This window comes from Mesorhizobium sp. LNJC391B00 (genome assembly GCF_000502535.1).
In the GTDB taxonomy this organism is placed as follows: Bacteria; Pseudomonadota; Alphaproteobacteria; order Rhizobiales; family Rhizobiaceae; genus Mesorhizobium.
In genome coordinates, this window is sequence record NZ_AYWI01000006.1 from 647559 (window position 1) to 655023 (window position 7465).

The following is a 7465-nucleotide window of genomic DNA, read 5'->3' on the forward strand; positions in this document are numbered from 1 at the left end:
GCTTACGAGATCCTGACGAGCGGGGTTGCGGCGATGCCGCCGAATTCGGCGAGCACAGTTTCACCTCCGACCGCCGTCTGGCCGACGGCGACGCGCGGCACCGCGGTCGAAGGCAGGAAGACATCGACGCGCGAGCCGAAGCGGATCAAGCCGAAGCGTTCGCCGATGGCGATCGAACCGCCGGTCTCGGCCCAGCAGACGATGCGGCGTGCCACCAGGCCGGCGATCTGCACGGCGACAACGATGCCGTTGGGACTGTCTATGACCAGCCCGTTGCGCTCGTTCTCCGAGCTTGCCTTGTCGAGTTCGGCATTGAGGAACTTGCCCGGCCGGTGCTCGATTTTGATGATGCGGCCGCGCACCGGAGCGCGGTTCACATGGCAGGAAAAGACGTTCATGAACACTGAGATGCGGGTCATCTCGGTGTTGCCGAGGCCAAGCTCGCGCGGCGGCACGGCCGGGCCGACCGCCGAGATGACGCCGTCGGCGGGACTGACCACCAGCCTGTCATCGACCGGGGTGACACGCCCGGGGTCACGGAAGAAATAGACGCACCAGGCGGTCAGGATCAGGCCGATCCAGAACAGCACCGAGGAGAAATAGCCGAGGAACAGCGTGCCCGCACCAAAGGCGGCAATGAACGGATAGCCCTCGCGATGGATCGGAACGAAGGCATTCTTGATCGAATCGACAAGGCTCATCGGATGGGGCTCATGGGATGGGGGCGGTCCCTGTTTCAGGTCCGGCCTCAATACCGGAAAGGCTCCGTTGCCGCAACGCAACATTGGGCAAGGCCGCATCGTCCGCAGCCGGCAGGAACGGTGACGTGCTTGCCTGTCGGCTGCTTTGCCGCCAGAATTCGAGCCAACGCCGGCTGAACGTGCGGCGAAAAGGCCGACTGCCATGGCGCCAAATTCAGGCAAAACGTATCTTGTTGCCATACGATCGTCAGCCGTGGGTGCCGTTTTGACCGTACTTGTGGCAGCGAGCGACCACGCAGTTGCGCAAGGCAAGCCATCCTTCGACTGCGCCAAGGCCGCCAGCGTGGCGGAAAAGGCCATTTGCGCCGATCCGGTCCTGGCGCAAGCCGATGCCGACGTCGCGAAGAATTATACCGCGCTGCTGAAGAGGCTCGATGCTCATGCCGGCAAGGCGCTGCGGGACGACCAAAGCGATTTCATCGCGTATCGCGACCAGATCGCCGGCTTCAACGAAAGTTCGCCCAAGGACCAACAGACTTTCGATCTCGGCGAATTCCTGCGCGACCCCGCAACCTTCCTGTCCGGCATACGCAAGCCCCCCGATGCAGGTTTGATCGGCACATGGAGCAGCGTGCGCGGCAGCGTCGACATCAAGGCTGTTGGCGGAGGCAAGGTCGAAATCTCGGAAGATGTCGTTTCCAATCCAGTCTCGGAAAGTGGGTCATGCGAGATCGACGGCACGGTCGAGGAGCGCAACACTCTGCGGCTGGTCGACCGTGCCGTCGACAACGACAACCCAACCGGTTTTGTCTTTACCTTCCGACGCGACGGCGATGCGCTTGTCGTCGAGCAGAGCGGCGCCGGCAAGGATGGCAGATCGGAGCCCCTGTCATGCGGTGCCAACGGCCATGCCGATGGCACGTTCTTCCTGACTGAGAAAAAGTAGGCTTGCTGTCGCTAACCCGCCGCAGCGGAGCGATCAAAGTGGGCATTGAGCTCGGCCATAGCGGCCTCAGCGAGGCTTTCATCATCCTTACCGCGCAAGAGCACACCGCCGTTCCGCAACGATTGGAAAATGAAGACTTGGCCTGATGCCAGCACCACCCAATTCACGATTGCTCCTTCCTCCTTCTGCACCACCGAATTCGCAGAAACGATGGCATCCGTCGGGTCGAAGCCTGCCTTGCGGAGCAGGAGGTCGACGGCGGCGGGAGCATGGTATTGTTCCGCCAACTCAATGACCGCTGTGATCTCGGGCTCTTCAGCAATGCCAAGCTTGGCGCCAACTTTCGGGGCGTTAGCCGCTAGCGGGCTCTCGCCTGGCGGTATGACAAGCAACTCTTCTGGAGCGATGTACTCGTAGACTGTGACGTGTGTCTCCGTCGCACTGCATAGTCGGGTCTTCTTCGCGCTGGTCTGAAGTTGAAAAACCAGCTGTTTCTCTCCTTCTATGTTCAGCATCCTTGCCATGCCGAACGCGATTTTGATCTCGGGCGGCGCGATCTTGGCGCAGGCAAGGCCGGCCCCGACATCGCGCCAGCTCAAGATCATCTGGCCTGCCAAGTTGCCAACGGACTTATGAAGAAGCCTGCCTTCGCGCTTCGGATTGGCCATCACCAGCCGGTGTATGACGTCGTCGTAATCGTCACTATCGACAACTTGCAGATCAGGCCATGACGCGATCCAGCGCGCCAAAAGGTTTTCCATGGGCGCGGCCTCATCCGCAACGTAGAACGCATGATCAAGTGTATCGAGAAAATCATCCCGCCCGCCCTCGAAGCCCGTCTGCCGGGCGGCTTCGTTGGGATGGTCTGCAATCCAGCTGGACATCTTTTCCAAAGTCGCAAGCTGGCCCTTTGCGCCACAAGCAGTGAGTCCAGCTCGTGCGTTGGCAATCATGGCGCCGATTTCCTGCCCGGCATTGTGGATGAATTGACTATGGCCGCCGTTCTTTACCTCCGAAGAGTACGAGTCGGCATGAAGGACCTGCATCGCCTTGGTGTCGATTTCGGGATAACGATAGAGTCCTTTGGAAACCATCGCTGTGACGAATTGCATGACAGCGAAGACGAGAAAAAACGGCTTTTCATCAGGATCCTCGACGTTCGAACGCAGTACGACGACTGGCAACGGCAGGCCGAATTCCAACTGCTTTCCAGAATCTGATGCCGACTTCTCGGGCGTTTTCTTGGATTTGCGGGAAAAGAAACCGAACATCGAAAATACTCTCTTGGTCGCAAAACTTGCGCGAACGGGTTATTTCCGCTGCCCTCAAGGATTAAAGGCACTCTGATCCAGAGGCATCCGCACGATGGTTTGCCAAAATTGTCGGTCATGTCGGGGCGCCACAGATTCACACGTCCTTGGCAGGAAAGCGCTTCGCGACAATGCCGAATTGCGGCGAGGCGACAAACCAAGGGATCCGCAATGCCATCCTCGAAATCAGTCGCCTTGAACGCCAAGGTCATTACAGAAGGCCTCGCTTTCGGGGAGTCGCCGCGCTGGCACGAGGGACGACTTTGGGTCTGTAATTGGGGCACCGGCGAGATCGTCGCGGTGGGTGTGGGCGGCAAGAGCGAGGTGATGCTCACGGTGCCTGCGATACTACCCTATTCGATCGACTGGCTGCCGGACGGGCGGCTGCTGGTCATTTCGGGGCGCGAAGGGCTGTTGCTGCGGCAGGACGCGGACGGGACGCTCGCCACCCATGCCGATTTGAGAGAACTGTCAAAGAGCCCGTGGAACGAGATCGTCGTCGACGGGCGCGGCAACATCTATGTCAATGGCGGCGGGTCGGCGCCTGCACCGGGCGAGCATTTCGGGCCCGGCACCATCGTGCTGATCACGCCGGACGGCTCGGTTCGACAAGTGGCCGAGAACATCGCTTTCGCCAACGGCATGGCGGTGACGCCGGACAACAGGACACTGATCGTGGCGGAGTCGCATGCCAACCGGCTGACCGCCTTCGATATCGCGGAGGATGGCGGGCTTTCCAACCGCCGGGTCTGGGCCGATCTCGATGGCTTTCCCGACGGCATCTGCCTCGATGCCGAAGGGGCTGCCTGGTACGCGGATGTTCCCAACAAGCGCTGCGTGCGGGTGCGCGAAGGTGGCGAGGTGTTGCAGACAGTCGATGCCGATCGCGGCTGCTTTGCCTGCATGCTGGGCGGGCCGGATGGCACGACACTGTTCATCGTCGCCGCCGAATGGCGTGGTTTCGAGAACATGATCAGCGATGCCCGCACTGGCCAGGTGCTGAGCGTCGAAGCGCCCGCACATGGCGTCGGCTGGCCGTCTTACATCTCGGGTAGACGCTGATAGTTGGCGATATCGGCCTTCACACCCAGCCGGGCAATGGTCTCCTGCGGGTTGAAGCCCGCCCGCTCATGGGCTGCCTTGACGATCGGCACGACATTGTCGACGGCCGCCTGGTTTTCCCATTCGACAATGGTGACCAGGTTGAACTCGCCCGGGCCCGAAAATTGCTCGAGCACGAAATCCTGGACGAAGCCTTGCTGCAGACGCAGCAATTCATGAGTCGCCCTGACCTTGCGAAGGATTTCTTCACGGGCCTCGGCAGGAACGACGAATTTGTCGACCCTGAACACGGCTGCCTCGGCAAGTTTATCCATTTGAATCTGTCTCCGTTCTTGAACGACTTGGGTTCGGTGGCTCAGGAACGGGTTTGCGATCTCAACTTAGGTTGAGGTCAAGGGGAAACTTTCGGTGGTGATGATGGCGACGACGCTGCATATCTCCCCCCTTGAGGGGGAGATGGCCGGCAGGCCAGAGGGGGTCGGTTCGACTGGATGCGCCCCCCTTGCGACCGATGAAGGTTAGCGCTCCACGCGCTGCGACCCCCTCTGTCGCCTTCGGCGACATCTCCCCCTCAAGGGGGGAGATAGCGCTCCGCCCCTAGTTCACCTCCGACGTCCTTCTGCGGACGACCACCCCCAGCTCATCGCTCTCGCGTGCAATGCGCAGACGCTCTTCGGCTTCCGTCGCCTCGCGCTGGCGATCCCACATCGAGGCGTAGAGGCCATGTTGGCGCATCAGCTCGGCATGGGTGCCGCGTTCGGCGATCTCGCCGTCCTTGAGTACGATGATCTCGTCGGCGGTGATCACCGTCGACAGGCGGTGGGCAATGACGATGGTGGTGCGGCCCTTGCTGACCAGGTCGAGGGCGGCCTGGATCTCCTGCTCGGTGTGGCTATCCAGCGCCGAGGTCGCCTCGTCGAGCATCAGGATCGGCGGCGCCTTCAAAATCGTGCGGGCAATCGCCACGCGCTGCTTTTCGCCGCCCGACAGTTTTAGCCCGCGCTCGCCGACCATCGAGCGGTAGCCTTCGGGCAGTCGTTCGATGAACGGGCCGATCTGGGCAAGCTCGGCGGCTTTCTGCATGTCTTCCTCGCTGGCGCCGATGCGGCCGTAACGGATGTTGTAGGCGACGGTGTCGTTGAACAGCACGGTGTCCTGCGGCACCATGCCGATGGCGCCGCGCAGGCTCGCCTGCGTCACATCACGGACATCCTGGCCGTCGATCAGCACCTGACCGCCCTGGACGTCGTAGAAGCGGAACAAGAGCCGCGAAATCGTCGACTTGCCGGCGCCGGACGGGCCCACGATGGCCACCGTCTTGCCGGCCGGAACTTCGAAGGAGACGCCCTTCAGAATCTTGCGGCTGGGGTCGTAGGCGAAGTGCACGTCGCGGAACTCGACCTTGCCGGCTGTAACAGTGAGCGGCTTGGCATCCGGCTTGTCGGTGATTTCCTGCGGCACATCGAGCAGGTCGAACATCTGCTCGATGTCGGTCAGCCCCTGGCGGATTTCGCGGTAGATGAAGCCGATGAAATTGAGCGGCACCGAAAGCTGCATCAGCATGGCGTTGATGAAGACGAAATCGCCGACCGTCTGCGTGCCGGCCTGCACCTCCAGCGCCGACATGCACATGACGATGACGGTGCCGAGACCGAAGATGATGCCCTGGCCGAAATTCAGCCAGCCGAGCGAGGTCCATATCCTGGTCGCCGCCATTTCATAGCGCGCCATCGAACGGTCGAAGCGCTCAGCCTCCATACCCTCGTTGTTGAAGTATTTGACGGTCTCGTAGTTGAGCAGCGAGTCGATCGCCTTGGTGTTGGCGTCGGTGTCGCTGTCGTTCATGTCGCGGCGGATCGAGATGCGCCAGTCGCTGGCGCGCACCGTGAACCAGACGTAGAGCCACACCGTGGCCGCCACCACGACCACATATTTCCAGCCATAAGTGTAGGCGAAGATGCCGGTGGTCAGCGCGAATTCGAGGATGGTCGGCGCCGTGTTCAGCATGATGAAGCGCACGATCGTCTCGATGCCCTTGGTGCCGCGCTCGATGATGCGCGACAGGCCGCCGGTGCGGCGCTCGAGGTGAAAGCGCAGCGACAACTGGTGCATGTGAACGAAGGTGCGGAACGCAAGCTGGCGCACCGCATACTGGCCAACGCGGGCAAACAGCGCATCGCGCAGCTGGTTGAAGCCGAGTTGCACCAGCCGCACGACATTGTAGGCGACGACCAGCATCACCGGCGCCAGCAGGAAGGATGGCAGCGGCGGCGGCGATTTGGCGTCACCGGCTAGAGAATCGGTCGCCCATTTGAAGAAGTACGGCCCGGCAACCAGTGTCAACTTGGCAACGACCAGAAGCAGCGTTGCCCAAGTGACGCGTGCCCTGAGATCGGCGCGGTCGGCCGGCCACATATAGGGCCACAGATTGCGCAAGGTGCCGAAGGTCGAGCTATCGGAAACGGTTTTTTCTGCCACCTTGTCTTGCCTTTTGGGTGAGAAATCAGCGGCCGGAGCAGCAGGAATTGACGAGTGCGGTCAGCGATGCGGAAACGTCGGCGAGCGCGGCGCGGTCGACTTCGTAGCGCGAGCGCTGACGGTCGGATTGGAAGCGGACCAGCCCGGCTTCGACCAGGATCTTCAGATGCTGGGAGACCGTCGACTGCGCGAGGTCGAGATGGTCGACAACCTCACGGCAGCAGCAGGAGCGGCTGGCCGAGAGATGTTTGAGGATCTCAATGCGCGCCGGGTGTGAGAGGGCTGCGAAGCGAGCGGCAACGGCGCGGCTTTGGGGCGGTGCGCAGTTTGCGTGGTCTGGTTCAGCGAGCGAGTCTGCCATCGTTCATCGGCGATAGACGATGAACGGGTGCGTGGCAAGCTAACCCGATGGGTAGAGCGACCTAATCTCCCCACTCGAGGGGGAGATGTCGCCGAAGGCGACAGAGGGGGTCGGTACGTCCTGACGCAACGTCGTTTGCAGCAAAGAGAAGGTCGGCGTTCCATGCGCGGCGACCCCCTCTGGCCTGCCGGCCATCTCCCCCTCAAGGGGGGAGATCAAGCGCTCGGCCGCTACTGCGTCTTCACCGGCGCCGTTGTCACCTGCTCGCCCATCGCCTTGAGGTCGGCGGCTTCGCCTTCCTTGGACTTTTCCGGAACCTTGAACACCTGCCCGGGCCAGATGCGGTCGGGATCGCTGATCTGGTCCTGGTTGGCGAGATAGATGGTCGAGAAGCGCACGCCGTGACCGTAGACGCGCCGCGAGATCCGCCACAGGGTGTCGTGTCTGCGGATGATGACCGCGCCGTCTGCATGTTCGAGCTTTGGCGCCACCGTCTCGGGCACGTCGGGCGTTGCCGCCGCGACGACGGCTGGAGCCTCAGCGGCGGGCGCTGCCGGTGCCGCAGGTGCCCCGGCAACCGCCGGGGCAGCCGGAGCCGGCGCTTCAG

At 62.0% G+C, this 7465-nt stretch carries 8 protein-coding genes; 2 read left to right on the forward strand and 6 right to left on the reverse strand.

Annotated elements, in window-relative coordinates:
- Positions 1-2: 2 nt before the first annotated feature.
- Positions 3-1061, reverse strand: a complete 1059-nt coding sequence (locus X750_RS146655) for a phosphatidylserine decarboxylase (RefSeq protein ID WP_348524476.1) — start codon at positions 1059-1061, stop codon at positions 3-5.
- Here X750_RS146655 and X750_RS1000000163770 point away from each other — a divergent pair.
- Positions 955-1647, forward strand: a complete 693-nt coding sequence (locus X750_RS1000000163770; protein WP_023747927.1) for a lysozyme inhibitor LprI family protein — start codon at positions 955-957, stop codon at positions 1645-1647. The genes X750_RS146655 and X750_RS1000000163770 overlap by 107 nt on opposite strands.
- 11 nt (positions 1648-1658) lie before the next feature.
- Here the strand turns inward: X750_RS1000000163770 and X750_RS146650 are convergent, their stop codons facing one another.
- Entirely contained in the window at positions 1659-2918 is a 1260-nt protein-coding gene (locus tag X750_RS146650) for a DUF4375 domain-containing protein (protein ID WP_023747928.1), read from the reverse strand.
- 210 nt (positions 2919-3128) lie between these two features.
- On the opposite strand from X750_RS146650, the gene X750_RS146645 reads away from it, so the two are divergent.
- Positions 3129-4019, forward strand: a complete 891-nt coding sequence (locus X750_RS146645) for an SMP-30/gluconolactonase/LRE family protein (protein WP_023685668.1) — start codon at positions 3129-3131, stop codon at positions 4017-4019.
- Here the strand turns inward: X750_RS146645 and X750_RS146640 are convergent.
- The 4 genes from X750_RS146640 to X750_RS0133135 all read right to left on the reverse strand — a co-directional run.
- Complete coding sequence (locus tag X750_RS146640) at positions 3998-4333, reverse strand: antibiotic biosynthesis monooxygenase (protein ID WP_023685667.1); 336 nt, start codon at positions 4331-4333, stop codon at positions 3998-4000. The two genes, X750_RS146645 and X750_RS146640, sit on opposite strands and share 22 nt — an antisense overlap.
- Before the next feature lie 283 nt (positions 4334-4616).
- Positions 4617-6497 (reverse strand): ABC transporter ATP-binding protein/permease, encoded by a 1881-nt coding sequence (locus X750_RS146635; protein WP_023747930.1) that lies wholly within the window; start codon positions 6495-6497, stop codon positions 4617-4619.
- A 25-nt stretch (positions 6498-6522) separates the two neighbouring features.
- Positions 6523-6858: a metalloregulator ArsR/SmtB family transcription factor gene (locus X750_RS146630; protein ID WP_023747931.1), complete on the reverse strand. Its 336-nt coding sequence runs from the start codon at positions 6856-6858 to the stop codon at positions 6523-6525.
- Positions 6859-7088: 230 nt separating this feature from the next.
- Positions 7089-7465 (reverse strand): LysM peptidoglycan-binding domain-containing protein (locus X750_RS0133135; RefSeq protein ID WP_031243054.1); only part of this gene is annotated, 377 nt, incomplete at its 5' end.